Source organism: Trueperaceae bacterium, from assembly GCA_019454765.1.
GTDB lineage: Bacteria > Deinococcota > Deinococci > Deinococcales > Trueperaceae > JAAYYF01.
In genome coordinates this window covers 1-20,309 of the sequence record JACFNR010000012.1, presented here as the reverse complement: position 1 = coordinate 20,309, position 20,309 = coordinate 1, and the positions used below count along the sequence as shown (strand labels likewise).

The 20,309-nt window shown below is 69.6% G+C and carries 16 protein-coding genes and 1 pseudogene; 14 read left to right on the top strand and 3 right to left on the bottom strand.

Annotated elements, in window-relative coordinates:
* The first annotated feature begins 63 nt into the window (after positions 1–63).
* From H3C53_05400 to H3C53_05375, 6 genes are all read left to right on the top strand, one after another.
* Entirely contained in the window at positions 64–1,113 is a 1,050-nt protein-coding gene (locus tag H3C53_05400; GenBank protein MBW7916107.1) for an HD domain-containing protein, read from the top strand.
* 57 nt (positions 1,114–1,170) lie between these two features.
* A complete protein-coding gene (locus H3C53_05395) occupies positions 1,171–1,647 on the top strand; it encodes a DinB family protein (GenBank protein MBW7916106.1) in 477 nt (158 codons plus the stop codon).
* 64 nt (positions 1,648–1,711) lie between these two features.
* Positions 1,712–2,128 carry a nucleoside-diphosphate kinase gene (gene ndk, locus H3C53_05390; protein MBW7916105.1) on the top strand — a complete coding sequence of 139 codons (417 nt, stop codon included), beginning with the start codon at positions 1,712–1,714 and terminating at the stop codon, positions 2,126–2,128.
* Positions 2,129–2,130: 2 nt separating this feature from the next.
* Positions 2,131–3,285, top strand: a complete 1,155-nt coding sequence (locus tag H3C53_05385; GenBank protein ID MBW7916104.1) for a pyridoxal phosphate-dependent aminotransferase — start codon at positions 2,131–2,133, stop codon at positions 3,283–3,285.
* Between the two features lie 141 nt (positions 3,286–3,426).
* Positions 3,427–4,836 carry a tryptophanase gene (locus tag H3C53_05380; protein ID MBW7916103.1) on the top strand — a complete coding sequence of 470 codons (1,410 nt, stop codon included), beginning with the start codon at positions 3,427–3,429 and terminating at the stop codon, positions 4,834–4,836.
* Positions 4,837–4,856: 20 nt separating this feature from the next.
* Positions 4,857–5,621 (top strand): methylenetetrahydrofolate reductase, encoded by a 765-nt coding sequence (locus tag H3C53_05375; GenBank protein MBW7916102.1) that lies wholly within the window; start codon positions 4,857–4,859, stop codon positions 5,619–5,621.
* A 4-nt stretch (positions 5,622–5,625) separates the two neighbouring features.
* Here H3C53_05375 and metH read toward each other — a convergent pair whose 3' ends face one another.
* A complete protein-coding gene (gene metH, locus H3C53_05370; protein ID MBW7916101.1) occupies positions 5,626–9,303 on the bottom strand; it encodes a methionine synthase in 3,678 nt (1,225 codons plus the stop codon).
* A 76-nt stretch (positions 9,304–9,379) separates the two neighbouring features.
* On the opposite strand from metH, the gene H3C53_05365 reads away from it, so the two are divergent.
* The 8 genes from H3C53_05365 to H3C53_05330 all read left to right on the top strand — a co-directional run bounded on the left by H3C53_05365 (position 9,380) and on the right by H3C53_05330 (position 18,782).
* On the top strand, positions 9,380–10,300 hold the full coding sequence (locus tag H3C53_05365) for an AMP nucleosidase (protein MBW7916100.1): 921 nt from the start codon (positions 9,380–9,382) through the stop codon (positions 10,298–10,300).
* Between the two features lie 391 nt (positions 10,301–10,691).
* Entirely contained in the window at positions 10,692–11,783 is a 1,092-nt protein-coding gene (locus tag H3C53_05360) for an ABC transporter ATP-binding protein (protein ID MBW7916099.1), read from the top strand.
* Entirely contained in the window at positions 11,780–12,481 is a 702-nt protein-coding gene (locus tag H3C53_05355; protein MBW7916098.1) for an ATP-binding cassette domain-containing protein, read from the top strand. The genes H3C53_05360 and H3C53_05355 overlap by 4 nt, the downstream gene beginning before the upstream one ends.
* Before the next feature lie 102 nt (positions 12,482–12,583).
* Positions 12,584–14,944 carry an ABC transporter permease gene (locus H3C53_05350; protein ID MBW7916097.1) on the top strand — a complete coding sequence of 787 codons (2,361 nt, stop codon included), beginning with the start codon at positions 12,584–12,586 and terminating at the stop codon, positions 14,942–14,944.
* Entirely contained in the window at positions 14,941–16,062 is a 1,122-nt protein-coding gene (locus H3C53_05345) for a hypothetical protein (protein MBW7916096.1), read from the top strand. The genes H3C53_05350 and H3C53_05345 overlap by 4 nt, the downstream gene beginning before the upstream one ends.
* Before the next feature lie 38 nt (positions 16,063–16,100).
* Entirely contained in the window at positions 16,101–16,811 is a 711-nt protein-coding gene (locus H3C53_05340) for an ABC transporter ATP-binding protein (protein MBW7916095.1), read from the top strand.
* Positions 16,812–17,319: 508 nt separating this feature from the next.
* The gene (locus tag H3C53_05335; GenBank protein MBW7916094.1) at positions 17,320–17,868 is read left to right on the top strand and encodes a type IV toxin-antitoxin system AbiEi family antitoxin domain-containing protein; all 549 of its coding nucleotides are present in this window, start codon (positions 17,320–17,322) and stop codon (positions 17,866–17,868) included.
* Positions 17,865–18,782, top strand: coding sequence for a nucleotidyl transferase AbiEii/AbiGii toxin family protein (locus H3C53_05330; protein ID MBW7916093.1), 918 nt, complete (start codon positions 17,865–17,867; stop codon positions 18,780–18,782). The genes H3C53_05335 and H3C53_05330 overlap by 4 nt, the downstream gene beginning before the upstream one ends.
* Positions 18,783–18,997: 215 nt before the next feature.
* Here the strand turns inward: H3C53_05330 and H3C53_05325 are convergent.
* Positions 18,998–19,437: pseudogene (locus H3C53_05325) on the bottom strand (integrase).
* A 64-nt stretch (positions 19,438–19,501) separates the two neighbouring features.
* A complete protein-coding gene (locus tag H3C53_05320; GenBank protein ID MBW7916092.1) occupies positions 19,502–19,879 on the bottom strand; it encodes a VOC family protein in 378 nt (125 codons plus the stop codon).
* Positions 19,880–20,309: the final 430 nt, after the last annotated feature.

The following is a 20,309-nucleotide window of genomic DNA, read 5'->3' as shown; positions in this document are numbered from 1 at the left end:
CCAGGGGGAGATGGGGAGAAACTAGCAGTGAGCATGACCGCGCCCTACTATCATGAGAGGACAGTGGACCTCACGGGCATGCGCATACTACTGGTGGACGACGAGGAGTCGGCCCTTGTGCTCATGCGGGGGCTCCTCACCCGCGCCGGCTACCAGGACGTGAGGGTGTGCGACGACCCGCTCGCCGCCGCCGAGCGCTTCGTGACCGAGGCCCCCGACCTGCTCGTGATCGACCAACACATGCCTAACCGCGACGGCCTCGGCGTGCTCGCCGAGTTGGGACCCAACCTCCCCGACGCCTTCCCGGTGCTCATGGTCACGGGGGACTCGCGCACCGAACTCCGCGAGACGGCGCTCGCCAACGGCGTGCGCGACTTCCTGACCAAACCCGTCAACCCCACCGAGGCGCGCTTGCGGATCAGGAACCTGTTGGAGACGCGCCACTACCAGCTCGAGCTGCAGCAGCAGAACGAGCGGCTCGAGTCCGCCGTGCGCAGGCGCACGCAGGAGCTCGAGCACTCGCAGCTCGAGATGCTGGTGCGGCTGGCGCGCGCCGCCGAGTACCGCGACGACGACACGGGCGAGCACACCTGGCGCGTGGCCCACACGTGCGGCGTGCTGGCCCGGGAGCTCGGCATGCTGCCCGGCCGGGTCGAGCTGCTCCTGCGGGCGGCGCGGCTCCACGACGTCGGCAAGATAACCATCCCCGACGGCATCCTGCTCAAGGCCGGGCGCCTGACGGAGGCGGAGTACGCCGTCGTGAAGGGGCACGCCAAGGCCGGGGCGGAGCTGCTTGCCGGCAGCCGCTCCCCGATGATGCGCCTGGCAGAGCTGATCGCCCTCACGCATCACGAGTGGTGGAACGGCGAGGGCTACCCCAACGGGTTGGCGGGGGAGAACATCCCTCCCGAATCGCGGATCCTGGCCGTGGCCGACGCCTACGACGCCCTCACGCACGACCACGCCCACCGCAAGGCCGTCAGCCCGCAGGCGGCCGCGGAGGAGATCCGCCGCGGCTCCGGCACCCAGTTCGACCCCGAGGTCGTGCAGGCGTTCGACCGGGCGTTCACCGGCGGCGCCCTCGCGGCGGGCGAGGCGGACTCGGCCGCCTGACGCGCGCCCGCGTCGCGACCGCCCCTCACGGGGGCGAGGCGGCTAGAGTGGGGCCCTATGGCCGACTTCCAACGGCGCGCCGCCGCCCTCCTCGGTGGCGACGACCCCATCGAGGTGCTCAGGGCCACGCCCGTGCGCCTCGCCGAGCTCGTCGCCGCCATGCCCAGAGACGTCCTCGATGCCCCGTACGCCCCAGGCAAGTGGCGGCGCCGCGACGTCGTCGCGCACCTCGCCGACGTCGAGGTGGCGTTCGCCTGGCGCCTGCGGCAGACGGTGGCGGCGCCCGGGACGGAGCTCGCCCCGTTCGACCAGGACGTGTGGGCCGAGCGGTACCTGCGCCTCGACCCCACGCTGGCCCTCGAGGCGTTCCGCGCCCTGCGGTCGTGGAACCTGGCGTGGCTTACGAGTCTCACGCTGCAGGACTGGCTGGCCGAGGGCGTCCACCTGGGTCGCGGCCCGGAGAGCGTCGACCAGATGGTGCGTTACCTGGCGGGTCACGACCTCGACCACCTGGGCCAGCTCGGCGCCGACTAGGGGCCGCGCCGGGCCGGCAGCGACGGCGGGGAGCGCCGGCGGCTGCGTGATATCCTCAGCCGTCATGGCTACCGAACGCACATTCGCAATGGTCAAGCCCGACGGCGTGAAGCGCCGCCTGGTGGGCAACGTCGTCTCGCGCATCGAGGCGAAGGGCTACCGCATCGTGGCCCTCAAGCAGATGGTCATCACCCGCGAGATGGCCGAACGTCACTACGGCGAGCACGCCGGCAAGCCGTTCTTCGAGGGGCTGGTGAGCTTCATCACCTCGGGTCCCGTGGTCGCCATGGTCCTGGAGGGCGAGAACGCCATCGCCGGCTGGCGCGGCATGATGGGCGCCACCAACCCGAAGGATGCCCAGCAGGGCACCATCCGCGGCGACTTCGCCACCACCATCGACGAGAACGTGGCGCACGGCTCCGACGCGCCCGCCACGGCCGCGCGCGAGATCGGCATCTTCTTCCCGGAACTCGAGGGCTGAGCATGCCCGGGCTGTCCCAGCGCGTCGCCACCCTCAAGGCGTCGTCCACGGTCGCCTTCGCCGCTCGCGCCAAGGAGCTGGCGCGGCAGGGCGTCGACGTCATCTCGATGACGGCAGGGGAGCCCGACTTCCTGCCGCCCGAGCACGTGCTGGAGGCGGCGCGCGAGGCCATCCGCCTCGGCCTCACCAAGTACACGGCCACGGAGGGCACGGCCGAACTGCGCGAGGCGGTCGCCGCCAAGTTCAAGCGCGAGAACGGCCTGGAGTACGCGCCCGACCAGGTGCTCGTCAGCAACGGCGGGAAGCAGACGCTTTACAACGCCTTCATGTCGGTGCTGGAGCCGGGCGACGAGGTCGTCATGGTGGCGCCTTACTGGGTCAGCTACCCGGCCCAGGTCGCCCTGGCCGGCGGGGTGCCTGTCGCGGTGATGGCGCGGCCGGAGGACGGTTTCGTCCCCGACCTGGACGCCGTCCGGGCCGCCATCACGCCGCGCACCAAGGTGCTGCTCGTCAACTCGCCGTCCAACCCGACGGGCGCCGTCTACCCCCCCGAGCTCGTGCGCGCCATGGCCGAGCTTGCGGACGAGCACGACCTGTGGCTCTTCACCGACGACCTCTACGAACACCTCGTCTACGACGGTCAGTTCACCACCGCGGCCAGCTACGTTCCGCACCGCACCCTGGTGGTGCACGGCGCCTCCAAGGGTTACGCCATGACCGGGTGGCGCATCGGTTTCGGGGCCGGGCCCAAGCCGCTCATCGCCGCCATGGTGCGCCTGCAGGGGCAATCGACCTCCGGGGCCAACTCGTTGGCGCAGCACGCCACCGTCGCCGCCTTGAACGAGGTCGAGAGGACCGCGGCGTTCCAAGCCATAACGCGCGCCGCCTACCGGGAACGGCGCGACGTGCTCGTTGCCGGCCTGAACCGGCTGGGGCTCAAGACCCCCAAGCCGGCGGGGGCGTTCTACGTCATGGTCGACACGGCCGCGCTGGACCCGAACGAGGAGCGCGCCGCCATCAGGCTGCTGGACGAGGCGCGCGTGGCCGTCGTGCCAGGCACCGACTTCTCGGCGCCCGGGCAGGTGCGGATGAGCTACGCGACCGACATGGCCTCCATCGAGGAGGCGCTGCGGCGCATAGCCGCGCTGCTCGGCTGAGAACCTCCCTCGTACAACTCCGCGTGGCGCCGCGCCGCGCCCGGGCGCGGCGTTACCATGTGAGCACCTGTCGAAGGCGCCGAGAGGTCGCGTGCCCAGTGGCGGCGACCCGCCCCCTGCGGGGTCGGTGGAGGAGGCCGCATGCCGCTAGACCGCGTCGACCCGCAGTTCCATACCATCATCGAGCCGTTCCGCATCAAGTCGGTCGAGCCGATCCACTTCACGACCCGCGCCGAGCGCGAGCTGGCGCTCGCCGAGGCGGGCTACAACCTCTTCAACCTGCACGCCGATCACGTCCTCATCGACCTGCTGACCGACTCCGGCACGGGCGCCATGTCGAGCGAGCAGTGGGCCGCCATGATGCGCGGCGACGAGAGCTACGCCGGGAGTCGCTCCTTCGACCGCTTCGAGGCGGCCGTCAAGGGGATCACCGGCTTCAAGCACGTCTTCCCGACGCACCAGGGGCGCGCTGCTGAGCGAATCCTCTGCGGGGCGGCGCTCAAGCACCGCGACGTGGTGCCCAGCAACACCCACTTCGACACCACCCGCGCCAACATCGAGGCGGTCGGCGCCATCGCCGTCGACCTCCCCATGAGCGAGGCGCACCACCCCGACGTCATCCACCCCTTCAAGGGGAACATGGACGTGGCGGCGCTCAGGTTGCTGCTCGAGGAGGACGGCGCGCGCGTGCCGTTCGTCATGCTCACGGTCACCAACAACTCGGGCGGTGGTCAGCCCGTGTCGCTCGCCAACGTGCGCGAGGTGAGCGCCATGTGCAAGAGCTTCGGGGTGCCGCTCATCCTGGACGCCTGCCGCTACGCCGAGAACGCCTACTTCATCAAGCTGCGCGAGCCGGGGAACGCCCACCGCACGCCGCGCGAGATCGCCCGGGAGATGTTCAGCTACGCCGACGGCGCGACCATGAGCGCCAAGAAGGACGGCATGGCGAACATCGGCGGCTTCCTCGCCCTGAACGACGACTCGCTCGCCGTCGCCGCTCGCAACCTGCTGATACTCGGTGAGGGGTTCCCCACCTACGGCGGCCTGGCCGGCTACGACCTAGACGCGCTGGCGGTCGGCTTCGGCGAGGCGCTGGAGGAACCGTACCTGCGCTACCGCCTCAGGTCCATCGAGTACCTGGGCGAGAGGCTCGTGAACGCCGGCATCCCCATAATCCAGCCCACCGGCGGGCACGCCGTCTACCTGGACGCGGGGAGGCTCTTGCCCCACATCCCGAGTCACCAGTACCCCGCCTGGGCGCTGTCGCTCGTCCTCTACCTGGTGGGCGGCGTGCGCGGGGTGGAGATCGGCTCCGTCATGTTCGGGCGCCAACCCGACGGCAGCGAGAAGCCGGCGCCCCTCGAGCTGGTGCGGTTGGCCTTCCCGCGCCGCACCTACACCCAGAGCCACGTGGATTACCTGGCCGAGGTGCTCCTCCACGTGGGCGAGGTGAGGGAGCGCGTGCGCGGCGTGCGCATGGTGGAGGCGCCGCCCGTGCTCAGGCACTTCAGCGCCCGCTTCGAGCCGCTGGAGGGCGGGCTCCTCGTCTGAGTCGGGACTGAGCGGTCGATCTGGCGCGATATGCTCCCGGGGTGCGCGTCGCCATCGAGGTAGTGCCCCGCAGCAACGACAGCTTCCTGGCCCAACTGAGCGAGGTGGCGTCCCTGAACGCGGTCGACGCCGTCAACGTCCCCGACCTGGCGCACTTCAAACTCGCCGGTTGGCAGGCGGCCCTGCAGGTCCGCGCGAGTCACCCCGGCTACCGGGCGGTCCCCCACGTGCGGGCCATGGAGGTCGACCCCGGCGCCGACTGGTGGCCCGGTGCGCGGCTCAGCGCGGCGGGCGTGAACGAGGTGCTGGTCGTGACCGGCGACCCGCCCGCCACCATGGCCAGGCCCCTCACGGGGGCCCACTCCGTGGAGGTGATCCGGGCGTTCAAGCGCCAGTTCCCGGACTGGCGGGTGTACGCGGGGCTCGACCCGTACCGCGCCGGCTTCAGCCACGAGCTCGAGTACGCTCACCGCAAGCTCGAGGCGGGCGCCGACGGCTTCTTCACGCAGCCGTTCTTCGACCTGCGCCTCATGGCGGTGTGGCGCGAGATGTTGCCGGGCGTGCCCGTCTTCTGGGGCGTCACGAGCGTGACCACGCGCAACGCCATGGACTACTGGTTGAAGCGCAACCGCGCCGTGTTCCCGGCCGGGTTCGAGCCCAGCCTGGAGTGGCACCGGCGCTTCGCCGGCGCCGCCCTCGACTTCGCGGCCGAGCACGACACCAACGTCTACTTCATGCCCATCCGTGTCGGCATCACGGCCTGGTTGGCGGGCGTCCTCGGCTGAGGCGCTACGGGGTGTAGTCGAGCCGCGGGGCGAGCCAGCGCTCGAGCTCCCGCAGGTCCGTCCCCGTGCGTGCGGCCAGGTCCTCGACCTGGTCCCGGCCGATCCTGCCGACGTCGAAGTAGCGCGCCTCGGGGTGAGAGAAGTAGAGCCCCGACACCGTGGAGCCTGGGGCCATCGACAACCCCTCCGTGAGACTCGCCCCCACGGCCCGCGTGGCGCCTAACAGCGAGAAGATCTGCAGCTTCGGGCGGTGGTCCGGGCAGGCGGGGTAGCCGGGGGCCGGCCTGATGCCGCGGTACTCCTCGGCGATGAGCTGCTCGGCGGTGAGCGCCTCGTCCGGCGCGTAGCCCCAGTAGCGCGTGCGCACGAGGCGGTGCAGGTGCTCGGCCGTGGCCTCCACCAGCCGGTCGGCGAGCGCCTGGACGATGATGGCCGAGTAGTCGTCGTTGGCCCGCTTGAAGGCGGCGGCGCGCTCCTCGCCGCCGTGGATGGTCACCACGAACGCGCCCAGCCAGTCGGGGGCCGTGGCCACCGGCGCCACGAAGTCGGCCAGCGCGAGGTTGGGCCTGCCGTCGCGGGTGGCGAACTGCTGGCGCAGCGTCGGCACGCGCGCGGCCACGCGCCGCCGCTCCGCGTCCTCGTAGACGAGGAGGTCGTCGCCGTCCGCGTTGGCGGGGAAGAGGCCGAACACGGCGCGCGCCTCGAACCACTCCTCGGCCACGGCGGCGTCCAGCAGCCGCTGAGCGTCGTCGAAGAGCTCACGGGCCGCGGGCCCCAGGTCGGGGTCGTGCAGCACGGCCGGGTACTTGCCGGAGAGCTCCCAGGCGTGGAAGAACGGCCCCCAGTCGACGATCGGCCGGAGGTCGTCGAGCGGCACCGGCACGAGCGTGTGGACGCCCGGCTCGGCCGGCGCGGGAGGCGGCCCGGCCTCGAAGCGGGGCGCGTTGGCGCGCGCCTCGGCGATGCTCACCAGCTCGCGCTGCTTGCGGTTGGCGTGCAGGCGCCTGAGCTCCTCGTACTGCTCGGCCGTCTCGGCCGCCAACGCCCCGCGCTGCTCCTCCGACACGATCCGCCCCATGACCCCCACGGCGCGGGAGGCGTCGGCCACGTGCACGGTCAGCCCGGAGGGGTAGGCGGGCGCGATCTTGACGGCGGTGTGGACGCGCGAGGTGGTGGCCCCGCCGATGAGGAGCGGCAGCGTCATGCCGCGCCGCTCCATCTCCTGCGCCACGTGCACCATCTCGTCGAGCGACGGCGTGATGAGTCCCGAGACGCCCACGGCGGCGGCGCCCAGCTCGGCGGCCGTGTCGAGCAGCCGGTCGGCCGGCACCATGACGCCCAGGTCCGTCACGTCGTAACCGTTGCAGCCCAGCACCACCCCGACGATGTTCTTGCCGATGTCGTGCACGTCGCCCTTGACGGTCGCCATGACGATCCGTCCCGCGCTGGTGCTCACGCCCGCGCCCTTCTCGGCCTCCAGGTGGGGAGTGAGCACGGCCACCGCCTTCTTCATCACCCGCGCGCTCTTCACGACCTGGGGCAGGAACATCTTGCCGGCGCCGAACAGGTCGCCCACCTCGTTCATGCCGTCCATGAGCGGACCCTCGATGACGGCCAGCGGCCCTCCGAGCACGCCCATCGCCTCGAGCGCGTCGGCCTCGATCTGCTCGTCGACGCCCAGCACGAGGGCGTGGCGCAGGCGCCGCTCCACCGGCCAGGCGCGCCAGGCGTCGTCCTTCGCCTTCGGCCCCGACGCGCCCGGCGCCAGGGTGGCCGCGTGGGCCACGAGGCGCTCGGTGGCGTCCTCGCGGCGGTCGAACAGCACGTCCTCCACGAGCTCGAGCAGCTGAGCGGGCACGTTCTCGTACACCTCGAGCGTCTCCGGGTTGACGATGGCCATGTCGAGCCCGGCGGCGACGGCGTGGTAGAGGAAGCTGGCGTGCATGGCCTCGCGCACGGGCGGGCTCGAGCGGAACGAGAACGACACGTTCGAGAGGCCGCCCGACGTGAGCGCCCCCGGCAGGTTGCCCTTGATCCAGCGCACGGCCTCGATGAAGTCGACGGCGTAGCGCGCGTGCTCGCGCATCCCGGTGCCCACGGTGAGGATGTTCGGGTCGAAGATGATCTCCTGCGGCGCCAGCCCGGCCTCCTCCGTGAGCAACCGGTAGGCGCGCTCGCAGACCCGGCAGCGCCGCTCCAAGGTGTCGGCCTGGCCCGTCTCGTCGAACGCCATGACCACGACGGCGGCGCCGTAGCGCTTGGCCACGCGCGCCTGCCTCAGGAACTGCTCCGGGCCCTCCTTGAGGGAGATGGAGTTCACGATCCCGCGGCCCTGCAGGTGCTTGAGGCCCGTCTCGAGCACCGCCCAGTTGGACGAGTCGAGCATGACCGGCACCCGCGCCACGTCGGGCTCGGCGGCCAGCAGGTCGAGGAAGCGAGCCATGGCGGCGGGGCCGTCGATGAGGCCGTCGTCGAAGTTCACGTCGATGACCTGCGCGCCGCCTGCGACCTGTTCCCGCGCCACCTCCACGGCGGCCGCGAAGTCGCCCTGCACCACGAGGCGCTTGAAGCGCTTGGAGCCCGTCAGGTTGGTGCGCTCGCCCACGTTCACCAGGTTCATGCCGGGGCGCATGACGAGCGGCTCCAGCCCGGCGAAGCGCGGGCGCGTGTCGGGCTCCGCGCGCTTGCGGGGCCGCGCCGTGGCGGCAGCCGCCGCGAAGGCGCGGATGTGTTCCGGGGTGGTGCCGCAGCAGCCGCCGATCACGTTCGTCCAGCCGCGCTGCAGGAACTCGCTCATCACCTCCGTCATGGCGGCGGGCGTCTCGTCGTAACCGCCGAAGGCGTTGGGCAGGCCGGCGTTGGGGTAGACGAACGTGTACACGTCGGCCAGCCGGCTGAGCTCCTCCACGTGCGGCCTGAGTTCCCTGGGTCCCAGGGCGCAGTTGAGGCCCACGGCGAGCGGCGCCGCGTGCCGGACGGAGGTCCAGAACGCCTCGAGCGTCTGGCCGGAGAGCGTGCGCCCCGAGTTGTCCGTGATCGTGCCGGACACGACGAGCGGGATGCGGCGGCCGGCCGCGTCCGAGGCGTCCTGGCAGGCGAGGATGGCCGCCTTGGCTACCAGCGTGTCGAACACCGTCTCCACCAGGAAGATGTCGACCCCGCCACGGGCGAGCGCGTCGGCCTGCTCGCGGTAACCGGCGTAGACCTCCTCGAAGCTCACCTCGCGGTAGGCGGGGTCCTCCACGCGGGGGCTGAGGCTGAGCGTCTTGTTGGTCGGGCCGATCGAGCCGGCCACCCAACGCGGCCTCTCCGGCGTTGCCGCCTCGTCCGCCGCCGCGCGCGCCAGGCGGGCCGCTACCTCGTTGATCTCGGCCACCACGTCGCCCAGCCCGTACTCCGCCAGGCCGATGCGCGTGGCGTTGAAGGTGTTCGTCTCGATGATGTCGGCGCCGGCGCGCAGGTAATCGCGGTGGATGCTGTCGATCAGGTCGGGGCGCGTCAGGCATAGCAGGTCGTTGGCGCCCCGCAGGTCGCGCGCGTGACCGGCGAAGCGCGCTCCCCGGAACGCCGCCTCGTCCAGACCCGCCTGCTGGATCATCGTACCCATGGCGCCGTCGAGCACGAGGACGCGCTCCGTCAGGCTGCGTTCGAGTAGCGTGGTGCGGTCGCTCGCGGGGACCATGACCGCCAACTGTACCGCCTCGGCGCGCGACGCCGCGTGGCCCCGCGCCGTCGCGCGGCCGGCGCTATGATGCCGCATGGAGCGAGACGAACGGCCCCAGACCCCGCCCAAGGCCGCCGCGCCCGCCGTGGCCGGCCCCGGCGCGGCGGGCGCGCCGGCCGACGAGCATGCCGGCCTCGACGAGGACGGCCGCCCCCTCAACCGCAACCTCATCTACAACAACCCCGAGAAGTGGCGCATCGGCCGCGAGATCCTCGAGCGCTACACGGGAGCGGCGCCCGAGGCCTTCCAGAAGCAGGTGCTGCTCACCAACTTCCAGTACTACCTCGACCGCTTCGAGGGCATGGCCGACGACGTGGTGACGACGCGCGGCTCCGCCATGATGGCGCGCCACAGCGCCAAGCTGGGCGTGTCGATCGTCAACTTCTCCGTCGGCTCGCCCGTGGCCGCCCTCATCATCGAGGTTCTGGCCACGGCCGACCCGAAGGCCGTGCTGTTCCTCGGGATGTGCGGCGGGCTGCACCGTTCGCTCCAGATCGGCGACTTCGTCCTGCCCACGGCTGCCATCCGCGACGAGGGCGCGTCGACTCACTTCATGCCGCCGCAGGTGCCGGCGCTCCCCACCTTCAAGGTGCAGAAGTTCGTTTCGCAGATCATCGTCGAGCGCGGCTTCGACTACCGCACCGGCGTCGTGCACACCACGGACTACCGCTTCTGGGAGTTCGACGAGCCGTTCAAGCGGCACCTCTACGAGGAGCGTGCGCTCGCCATCGACATGGAGACGGCCACCCTCTTCTCCGTCGGCTTCGCGAGCAAGGTGCCCATCGGGGCGCTGCTCCTCGTCTCCGACCTCCCGCTGCGCCGCGGCGGCATAAAGACGCGCGACTCGGCCAAGGCGGTCTTCAGCGAGTTCACCGACCGCCACATCGAGCTGGGCATCCAGGCCATGAGCGAGATCGCCGAGCGGGGGGAGCACATCAGGCATTACCGCTGGTGAAGCTACCGGCGGGGAAATGTTTCTGACCGCGTCCCTGGGCGCTCAGTCGCCGTTGCCGAGGCCTCCATGGGGAGACAGGACCCTCGTCGCGTCCCGCCCGGTTCGATCGCTCGTGGGGCGTGGTTTCGATAGAGTCCGACCTCGACCAGCCGCCTGATCGAGTGACGCCTTTCGTCTTGTCGGTCGGGTGGAGCGGGTACGCCGCTGCGGTCCGGCGCGTGGCTTGCAGGTTGCGCTATCTTCGGTTCAGGTCGACAGCCTGAGGGAGAGCGTTTGGGCCCCATGCCAATGGCGTAAGCGCCGGCGCGTTCGGTCCCGGCCAGGCGCTGTGGGGTGGTCGGCCAACGGAGGCGGTTCGTTGGTGGGTGCTGGAGTTTCGTCGCGGTCCTTCTTGGCTGATCTGGTGCGCTCGTTCGCTTTGGTGCGGGCGGCGTCGCCGCTGGAGTCGGGGCTGTTGCTGGTGGCGCTGCTGGTGCAGGGCGTGATTCCCGCGTTGCTGATCTGGGTGACGAAGACCGTGGTGGACCTGGCGGCGGAGGCGGTAACCCTGGGCGGCGTGGGCTGGGTGGAGTTCCTGCCGGTGGTGGGCCTGTGGATTGGCGGGTTGTTGCTGGAGTCGTCCTTATCGCCGTGGGCGGCGGCGTTGCAGGGGAACGTGAACGAGAAGCTGACGGCGCGGGTGAACCTGGAGCTGATGGGCAAGGCGGACTCGTTGCCGGGTTTGGCGGCGTTCGAGTCGGCGGGCTTCTACGACGAACTGCAGGTGTTGAGGGACCAGGCGGCGTACCAGCCGGTGAACCTGCTGGTGTACGTGACGAACGGCCTTAGGGAGCTGGTGGTGGTGGCGTCGGTGCTGGCGCTGCTCGCCACCGTGGCGTGGTGGGTGCCGCTGCTGGTGGTGCTGGCGGCGGTGCCCCATGCGCTGGTGCAGTTCTCCTTGCAGAGCAACGCCTGGGAGACGATGGTGTCGCGCAGCCCGCAGGCGCGCCTGATGCAGTACCTGAGCTCGCTGCTGCTGACTGACACGTACGCCAAGGAGGCGCGGCTGTTCGGCTTCGGGCCGTGGGTGAGGGGGCGTTACGCGGCGGCGTTCGCCGAGACGCACGGTGCCATGCGGCGCGTGCGTTTCAGGCAGGCGGGCTGGGCGAACCTGCTGGTGGCCGTGAGCGCGTTGGCGAACGGCTTCGCGTTCCTGTGGGTGGTGGCGCGCGCCGCGGCCGGTGCAGTGGGCGCGGGGAGCATCCTGCTGTTGGTGCAGTCGCTGCTGTACCTGCAGCAGAACCTGCTGTTGTTGGCGCAGGACGGCTCGATGCTGCAGGAGACGCTCGCGTACTTCCGGAGGTTCTTCGCGTTCCTGGCGGCCGAACCCGACCTACCGACGTCGGCGTCGGTGCGGCCGGTGCCGCGGCTGGCGTCGCTGGGCGTCGAGCTGGTGGACGTGTCGTTCGCCTACCCGACGGGCGGGAGGCGCTCAAGGGCGTGAGCCTGCGCCTGGCGCCGGGCAGTGTGACTGCGCTGGTGGGAGAGAACGGGGCGGGCAAGTCGACGGTGGCGAAGCTGTTGGCGCGCTTCTACGACCCGGCCGAAGGGAAAGTGCTGGTGGAGGGGATGGACCTGCGGGAACTGGACCTGGAGGCGTGGCGGGCGTCGGTCGGGGCGGTGGTGCAGGACTTCGGGCGTTACCAGTTCACGCTTCAGGAGAACCTTTTGCTGGGAGAGGGGCGCCTCGAGCCTGACGCGCCCGCCACGGCTGAGTTGCTGGAACAGAGCGGCCTGGATGGACTTTTGGTGCGCCTGGAGGGCGGGCTCGACGCGCGGCTGGGCAAGCAGTTCGGTGGCACGGAGCTTTCGGGCGGCGAGTGGCAGAAGGTGGCGTTGGGTCGTGCGCTGGCGCGGCGTGACCAGGCGCAGCTATTGATTCTCGACGAGCCCACGTCGGCGCTGGATCCGCGGGCTGAGTTCGAGCTGTATCAGCAGTTCGCAGCGTTGGCGAAGGGTGTGACGACGCTCTTGATCACGCACCGGCTGGGTTCGGTGCGGACGGCGGACACGATCTACGTGCTGGAGGAGGGGCGGGTGGTGGAGGTGGGATCGCACGAGGAGTTGCTGGAGGTTGGAGGAACGTACGCCGAGCTTTGGCAGATGCAGTCTCACCATTACGTGAACGTCACGCGGGACTGAACTGGCCGTCGCCAGGTGCCGTGGAGCGTTGGCGCCTTATCGCGCACACAGGGTATCGTCAGGTCAAACGCTCTAGTTGTTTTTCTTGCTGAGGGGTTCGCTATGCGTCGTGCGCAGTCGTTCATCGCCGTGTTGTCGGTGGCTGTCGGTGTGGCGGCTTTCTTGTTGGTGGCGGCGCTGCAGGCGTGGCAGGCGCGGCAGATCGCGGCGCTGGCGGCGGAGTTCGCGCCTGACGTGCTGGTGGTGCGGCAGCCGTCGGTGTACCCTCCTGATTTCGAGTTCACGGGGCTGAATTCCGGCATCACCTTCGAGGAGTCGCGGTCGCTTTCCGGCCTGCCTGGGGTGGGGGCGGTGGCGTTCGCGGGTTCGCAGTCGCGGGTGTTGGGCGAGCGATTGTCGATCGCGCGCATGCCGGTGAGCGAGGAGCTCTTCGGGGTGCTGGGGCTGGAGTTCGCGGCTGGTGAGGGGTTCGACGAGCGCGCGCGGCTGCTGGGGCTGCCGTTCGTGGTGATCGGCGACACGGTGGCGCGGGAGGTGTTCGGCGGTCCGGAGGCGGCGGTTGGGGAGATGGTGTCTTTGGGGATGGGTTCGGCGCGTGTGGTGGGGGTGTTGGCGCCGGTCCCGGAGGCGATCACGGAGTTCCGTTACCTGGACGTGGCGGCGCTGGTGCCGTCGTCGCCGGCGTTCGAGCTGGTGAACCCTAACAACCCGCGGCCGGCTGACTCGATGCTGTTCGTGAAGCACCTCCCGGGTGAGCGTGCGCTGGCGGAGGCGAGCCTGCGGGCGGCTTTGGACGAGCTGCCGACGGCGTGGGTGTACGAGGTGGTGGGTTCGGAGGTGTGGCTGGGCTCGCAGCAGGTGTTCCGTAACCGGGTGGCGGACGAGCTGTCGCGCGGCTCCAGGTGGATCGTGCTCTTGGTGCTGATCGCGGCGGTGGGGAACCTGGCTAACTTCATGGGGCTCAGGGTGGCGGACCGGGCGCGCGAGGCTGCGCTCAGGCGGGCGGTTGGCGCCACGCGCGGGCGGGTGCTGGTCGGCGTGGCGGGCGACGCGCTGCTCTTGGGCGGCGCCGGGACGCTGCTGGGCGTGGCGCTGTGGCCGCTGCTCGACCGCCTGGCGCGGGTGGGTGAGGGGCCTCTGCCGGTGACGTGGCAGGCGTTCGCGTTGGCGGGCGGCATGGGCCTCGCGATCACGCTGCTGGCGAGCCTGGTGCCGGCGTTGTGGCTTTTGCGGGTGCCGATCTACAAGGCGCTGCGTGAGGAGCTGTCGCCGCCGGTGTGGGAGGGCGTGGCGTTGACGGGCATGGCGGCGGGGGTGCTGGCGTTGATGGTGGCGTCGTTCATCCAGGGCGGCACCGAGGACTGGTTCCAGGCGCGCCTTCGTGAGGTGGGCGCGGACCGGGTGGTGATGACCACCATCGGTGGCCCTTCGGAGCTTAGGCGTTCGTCGTTGTCGAAGCCGCCGTTCACGGAGCGCGAGGCGCGAGACATCGCGGCCCTGCCGGGGGTGGCGGGCGTGGCCACCGTGGCGCACGACAGCCTTGGGGTGGTGGTGCGTTCGGGCGCGGGCCAGGAGGCGGACTACTACTCGGCGAGCGTGGCGCGGGTGACGCCGGAGCTGTTCGACATCTTCCCGCGGCCGATCGCGGTGGGGCGGGCGCCGGCCGCCGCGGACGAGGTGCTCGTGGGCCCCGACGCCGCTGCAAAGGCGTTCCCGGGTTTGAGCCTGGAAGAGGTGGTGGGCCGGTCGCTGCGGATCGGGCAACAGGTCCTGGCTGCGGGTGGTCAGGGCGGGGTTACTCAGGTCGAGGAGTTCACGGTGGTGGGGGTGGCTGCGCCGGCTACCTGGAGCTCGTTCGGCGACCTGAGCGACGTCGTCATCGTCAGGCTGCAGCGCGAGTCGGACCCGCCTTTGGCCGGCAGCCGCGACCTGCACGTGCGCGTCGACCTGACGGCCGACTTTGAGGCGACGCTGGCGTCGATCCGCGGCTTGGTGCGAAAGCGTTACCCGGATTATGCCGAACCGGAGCTGCACGAGCCGGCTGGTGACCTGCGGCAGGTGCGGGCCACCATGCGGGAGGTGGGGGCGTCGTGGGGCGTGATGGCGTGGCTGGCACTGGCGGTCGGCGGGGGTGGGCTCGCGAGCCTGGTGATGGTGCGGCTATTCCGGCAGCGGCCGCAGGTGGCGTTGAAGCGGGCGGTGGGCGCCACTAAGCGGCGTTTGACGCTCGAGTCGTTGGCGTTGTCGGCGAGGACGGCCGTGGGCGCCGCGCTCACCGGGCTGGTGGCGGCGGTGGCGGTGAGTTACTGGGTGGCGCGACTGGCGCCGTGGAGCTTCGGTTGGTCGTGGGCTAACGCGCTGCTGGTCACGGGCGTGGCGGTGGGGGTGGCGCTGCTGGTGGCGCTGCCGCCCACGCTGAGTTTCATGCGCGTGCAGCCGTGGAAGGTGTTGAGGTCGGAATGAACGAGCAGGCTGGGTTTCTTTCTTCAAGGTTCCGGGTTGGCGCCATCTTCGTGACGGTCCTGATCGCGCTCGCGTCAATGGCAGGTGCCAGGGCGCAGAGCGGTGCGGGGCCGGTGGTATGGCTGAACCTGACGGACTCACATAACGGCGTCGTAAGAGACAGGGCTGAGCTGCACGAGGTGCTCGGTGATTTGGGTGTGCTGCCTGAGGGGCCGGAGCCGAGGGTAGTGTCGGTGCATTCGCTCGACTCGATGTTCCCGCACGTGGCGGTGATGACGCGCAGCGCTCAGGAGATCATCACACGCGCTGTGCGCGAGGCGGGTGGGGAGGAGCCGGTGTTCGTGGCGGCGCCGTGGGGCTGGCCGCAGCAGCGGGCTGTGCGCGGTTCGATCTACCCCACCACGCCGGAGGAGCTGGAGGCGCACGGGTACGGCTGGCTGCTGGCGCCCGACGGCTTCCGGGTGGCGTGGGACCACGACAGCAAGGTGGCGGAACTGGCGGCGAACCGGGGTTTCATGGCCGGCAGCGAGTATCTCCAGGGTGTGCATATGTACCTGTGCGTGGATGGCGAGTCGGTGCGGGGCTGGGCGCGCGCGTGGGCCTACCGGGGTCACCGCGAGCCCACCGACGCGAGCCTGGGGCGCTTCGCGCGTGATTGCCTGCAGGACGGGCTTCACATGCCGGATGAGTACGTTGTCCCGGAGGACGTGCGTACGGCGCTGGGGCTCGATGGCTGGTTCGCGGTGCTGTTGCCCAACGCCATCGACCAGCATGTGCCGATCGGGGTGGCCGTGGACTCAGCGCGCGAGATGCTGGCGTTCGCCAGCGTGCCGATCCCCCTGCACCCGGTTGTGGTCGAGACTGTCACTGCAGATCTGAGCGAGTTTGTGCCGCGTGAAGAGCACGCGGCGATGCTGGCGGAGCTGGGCGTGAGCGTGGATCCAGCCTTCCAGGCGAGCTTCCCGGAGTGGGTTCGGGACTTCGCTACGCACAGCAGGACCATCCTGGTGGTGTTCGATGACGCCGGGCGGGCCGTAGGCCACTTCGCCCCTGGGTACTCCAATGGCTTTGGGGAGGAGACATTGGTGGGCGCCTTGATGAGATGGGGGTTGTTCTGAGCATGAGCGAGACGCTGAGCAATGACCGGTTCGATGGGATGCCGCACTGGGTTCGTTCTAGTGCCGGGGCCTCGCTGCTGCAGGCGCAGGCGTTGTCTCGGGTGCACCGCAAGGGCGCGCGCGAGGTGAAAGCGCTGCTGGACGCCGACATCGAGATCCGCGAGGGCGAGTACGTGGCCATCACGGGTCCCTCGGGCTCGGGCAAGTCGACGCTGTTGAGCCTGCTGGGCCTGCTCGACCGGCCCACGTCGGGCGTCTACCGCCTGGCGGGGCGCGACGTGGCGGCGCTCTCGGACCAGGCGGCGTCGGCGGCGCGCAACGAGTTCATCGGCTTCGTGTTCCAGTCGTTCCACCTGCTGCCGCACCTGAGCGCCTGGCGCAACGTGGCGCTGCCGCTTAAGTACGCACCGGTGGGCAGGCGGGTTAGCAAGTCCGAGCAGCGGGAGCGGGCGCTGGCGGCGCTGGAGTCGGTGGGGATGCTGGCGCACGCCGAGCACCTGCCGCGCGAGTTGTCGGGCGGTCAGGAGCAGCGCGTGGCGATCGCGCGGGCGCTGGTGGGCCGGCCGCGCTTGCTGTTGGCGGACGAGCCGACCGGCAACCTCGACTCGAGCTCGCGCGACGAGGTGCTGGCGTTGTTCGAGCGCGCCAACGCCGAGGGCGTGACGGTGGTGGTGATCACGCACGACGCGGAGGTGGCGGCGCGGGCGCAGCGGCGGATCGTGTTGGCCGATGGTCGGCTAGTCAGCTAGCAGTACGCGGCAGTCGGATCGACTGCTGCTTGCGCGCCGAGCATCTGGTGCAGGGGTCTCCTACGGGCAGTGCTTCGTAAGGGAGTTCGGCGATAGGTATGTTCGTGCTCTCATGGAGCCATGAGCCGCCTTTTCGCCTCGATCCCTATCGCGAGCCTTCGCCTTTGGGGCTACCCGGTCTCGCGCCGGCAGCGGGCGGAGAAAAGTACTGGACGCCGAAAAGAAAAACAATTCGAAAAACGGTCTGAATACCCGCTCCTTTCTAGGGCCGCGAAAGGCCGTCCTACACGTGATTCACTGAGAAAACAATAAGTAACTACTACCGCTGGTAAATAGTTTCTACCGAAGCCCGCTCAATCGAAGGCAGCGCGTGGCATTGGCAGAGCGTGCTCTTGCATCGACGATGCCGGTCAGACGAAACCCCTATACTTGTGAACATGTGTAGCGGTTCTGTCTGGAAGGCCAAGTGATCGATCCCGTGACGGTATTCAAGGCGCACGGCGGCCAGATGCGGATGAGCGAGGCGTTGGCGGCTGGGGTGTCGCGCTATCGGCTCTACCGCATGCTGGATGACGGGGCGCTCGAGCGGGTCAGCCGTGGCGTCTATCGGCTGACTGAGCTGCCGCCCATCAGCGACCCGGACCTGGCGGTGGTGGCCCTGCGGGTTCCGCGAGCGGTGGTGTGCCTGGTGTCAGCGCTAGCCTTCCACGACCTGACGACCCAGGTACCCCACGCGGTCTGGATCGCGCTGCCGCGGGGGGCAGACACGCCGCGGCTCGATCACCCGCCGCTGTCGGTGCACCGTTTCGCGCCGGATGCGTTCGAAGCAGGCGTGGAGGTTCACGAACTGGACGGCGTGGAGGTGAAGGTCTACGGTGCTGAGAAGACGCTGGCCGACGTCTTCAAGTTCCGGAACCAGGTCGGGATGGACGTGGCGCTGGAGGCGCTGGGGCTGTATGCCGGTCGGCGGCGGCGTGATGTAGAGGCCCTTCTGGAGTACGCGCGCATCTGCCGGGTGGAACGGGTGATGCGCCCGTACCTGGAGGCGCTGCTGTGAGCGTGCGCAACCTGCCGGCGAGCGTCCACCAACGGCTGCTGAACCGCGCCCGGGCCGAGGGACGCCCGTTCAACGAGCTGCTGCAGCACTACGCAATGGAGCGGTTCCTGTACCGGCTGTCGCGGAGCCAGTTCGCCGGTCGCTTCGTCCTGAAGGGGGCGCTGCTGCTTAGGGTGTGGGAGGCGCCGGTGGGCAGGCCCACGCTGGACATCGACCTCCTGGGGCGCATTGACAACGAGGTCGATACCGTCGCAGAGGTTATGCGCGAGGTGATCCAAGTGCCGGTGGAGCCGGATGGCGTCGTCTTCGACGTCGGGTCGCTCGCGGCGGGGCGGATCGCGGAGCAGGCCGAGTATCACGGAACTCGCGTTCGGTTCATAGGCCGGCTCGGTACGGCTCGGGTGCGTATGCAGGTGGATGTCGGCTTCGGCGATCCGGTGCATCCGGCGGCGAAGGAGGAGCCGTTCCCGACGCTGCTCGATGCTCCCGCCCCGGTCCTCTGGTGCTACAGCCGCGAGAGCGTGGTGGCCGAGAAGGTCGAGGCGATGGTGCGGCACGGGGCTCTCAACACGCGGTTGAAGGACTTCTACGACGTGTGGCTGCTGGCTCGCGCCTTCGCGTTCGACGGCCCGACTCTCGCGGAGGCTGTGCGCAGGACCTTCGCTTCGCGGGAGACCGTGGTGTCGCTGCCGTTGGTGGCGCTCAGCGACGGCTTCTCGGCCTCGAAGGGTGTGCAGTGGCGGGCGTTCCTCAAGAGGGCGGATATAGAGCACGTCCCAGACGCCTTAAAGGAGGTCGTCGACGCGATACGGGGGTTCGTGGAGCCAGTTCTCGCCTCCGTCGCGGAGGGCACGGAGTTCGAGGCCCGCTGGGACCCGTCTGGTCCGTGGGCTCCAAGTGAACCAGCGACCTGAGCGAATCTCGTGTCGCTTCACTCGCGAGCGATCGTCGGGGTTCGCGCCTCCTTCTCAATGGCTCGGTCCAGCCTGTCAAAACAATCTGTGGCGGAAGGAGCTGAGGCTCCGAAGCCCTCGAGGCGAGAAACCGCGTCTCCAGCGGTAGAATGCGTCAAAACAATTGACCGCTACTACCGCTGGTAAATAGTTTCCGTTCCCCGTACCGTGGCCCGCTAGTGGCGGTCAGTAGCGCTCAGGGGCAGGCGCTTCCGGATGAGCACGATCTGCCCGCGGTGCGAGAGTTCGTCTTCCAGGACGTGGAACCACTTGAAGTGCTTGTTGGCGAGCTTGGCGTTGCCGAAGGGGTGGACCTCGTCGCGCCAGGCGTCGTCGCGCCGCGCGAGCGCTTTCAGGGTGCGGGCGCGTACGTCGTGCATGCGCTCCAGGTAGTAGCTGGTAGTACTCCTCGACGCTGGGGGATGTGCTCGAGGAGCATGGCGATACTGTTGGCGTCGTCATCCAGCAGGTGGTCGAGGTCGGCCTGGGTGAGTCCCTCGACGGCCTCGAGGGTGGTTGTGCGCCCGTAGGCGAGCATACTGACGAGCCGGCCGATGGCGGGGGTATAGCCAGGCAGGGGGCCGATGAGGTAGTCGGGGAGTGCTTCAGCGGCCATCGGTGTCCTCCGAGTAGAGCGCGTTCGGCAGGGGCCGAAGACCCGATCTTGCGCCCGTTGATGCCTAGTCGGCAGCCCCAGCCTCGGTGAACGCCCACCATTGGCCGTCGGGGTCCTGCAGCTCGAACTCCCTGTCGCCCCACGGCCGCACCACCGGAGCGTCGAGGCTCACCCCCGGCTGCTGGTGGTCGAGCGGTTGCAGGCCTGCTTGCTTCACCCTCGCGAACAGTTCGTCCAGGGTCGTGACGGCGACATGGATGGTGGGTGCGCTTTCGCTCCGCCCTTCACCGCCTGGGTGCAGCATAATCTCGCTGTCGCCGAGCGCGAACCAGTGCATGCCCTCGTACCCGCGCTTGTAGGCGAAGCCGACCTGCTCGTACCACCGCTTCGACATTGCCGTGTCGCCACAGAAGAGCACGATGTGATGTAAGCCGGTGATCATGCGTGATGACCTCCTTCGGGGCGGTTCGGCAGGTGGCCGCCCTGCCTTTTGTCGTGTGCTGGTTACTTGATACTATCGCAGATTGACAGGTGGACAGTCCTGGGTTTCGTGGAGGGGCAAGCCTCACGCAATTGTCGTCTTAGATCCGACTCCGAGTGTCGTAAAGACAATTGGCCAGACGCGGCTCTTAACGTGTGTTGCCACTGCCGGCACGACACCCGGCGGAAGTTGCAATGACGGAGCGTTGCGGCAGTACTCGATGGAGTCGCCGTCAGGCCGTACGATGCACAGCTCCGTACGGTCCTCGGCCACGGCGTAGGCGGCCGTGGCGCCGAACCGCCAGACGCCGCGGATCTCCAATGTTGCCGTGATGGGCGCCTCGGTAGGCGCGATGGCGACGTCGGTCGTAACAAGCTTGTCAAGCAACTCT